Below are 1,181 nucleotides of genomic sequence, written 5' to 3' on the forward strand. Positions count from 1 at the left end.
GCGCGAGCAGCGCGACGCAGGCGGCCGCGGCCATCAGCGTGACGCGGCGCGCGTCCGGGCACAGCGTGCGCGCCATGCCCCACACGGCTTGCGCGATCACGGCGACGGACACGATGCGCAGCCCGTGCAGCGCACCGGCTTCGATCGGTGCGCCCGTCGCGTGCACGCCGAGCGCGAACAGCATCATCAGCAATGCGGACGGCAGCGTGAAGCCGAGCCACGCGGCGAACATCCCTGCGTAGCCGGCGCGCGCGAGGCCGATCGCCATCCCGACCTGGCTGCTCGCGGGCCCCGGCAGGAACTGACACAGGCCGACGAGATCCGCGTACGAGCGCTCGGTGAGCCAACCGCGCCGCGTGACGAACTCGGTGCGGAAGTAGCCGAGATGCGCGACCGGGCCGCCGAACGACGTGAGGCCGAGCCGCAGGAATGCGACGAACACCGGCCACGGATGGCGGGAGGGAGCGGAGGTGGTCGACGTGCTCAAGGCGGTGCGGGCGGATGAACGGACGAGTCGCCACGATAGCGCAACGCGGTGATGGCGGGGAGGCCGCGCGACGGCGGTGCCGGGGCTCAGCGCGGGCTGTCGGGCAACCCGCTCGCGCGCCGCAGCGCATCGACGTCGACGAGCTCGATCTCGCCGACGTGCAGCCGCACGACGCCGTCGGCCTGCAGCGCCTTCAGCAACTGGTTGGTGGTCTGCCTCGTCAGCGACAGCATCGCCGCGAGCTTTTCCTGCGACAGCCGGATATGGGTGCGGCCGGCGCTGATCCCGCCGTAGCCGTCGGCGATCATCAGCAGGCGGGCGGCAAGCCGCTGCGCAGCCGGCATCACGCTCATCGATTCGACGGTCAGGAAGCTCAGGCGCAGCTTCTGCGCCATCAGCAGCGCGAATTGCCGCCAGTATTGCGGCGTCGCGTCGAGGATCGCGAGCAGCGCGGCCTGCGGGACGTGCAGCAGCAGCGCGTCGTCGAGTGCGATCGCGTCGTGCGTGCGCGGCTGGCCGTCGAACAGCGCGATTTCGCCGAACCAGGTGACGGGTTCGGCGACCGTCAGCAGCGCTTCCTTGCCCTGCGGATCGACCGCACCTATGGTGAGTGAACCGGCCAGCACCGCGTACAGCCCGCACGGCGGGTCGCCGCGCCGGAACAGCGCATGGCCGGCCGGCAGCCGGCGCAGCG

General features: G+C 71.8%; 2 protein-coding genes. Both read right to left on the minus strand.

What is annotated here, in order from left to right:
• On the minus strand, positions 1-487 hold a 487-nt coding region (locus tag G3N93_RS40100; RefSeq protein ID WP_206135532.1), incomplete at its 3' end, for a chromate transporter.
• 86 nt (positions 488-573) lie between these two features.
• Positions 574-1,181 (minus strand): Crp/Fnr family transcriptional regulator (locus G3N93_RS40105; protein WP_206135533.1); only part of this gene is annotated, 608 nt, incomplete at its 5' end.

It is taken from the genome of Burkholderia sp. Se-20378, from assembly GCF_017104665.1.
Lineage (GTDB): Bacteria > Pseudomonadota > Gammaproteobacteria > Burkholderiales > Burkholderiaceae > Burkholderia > Burkholderia lata.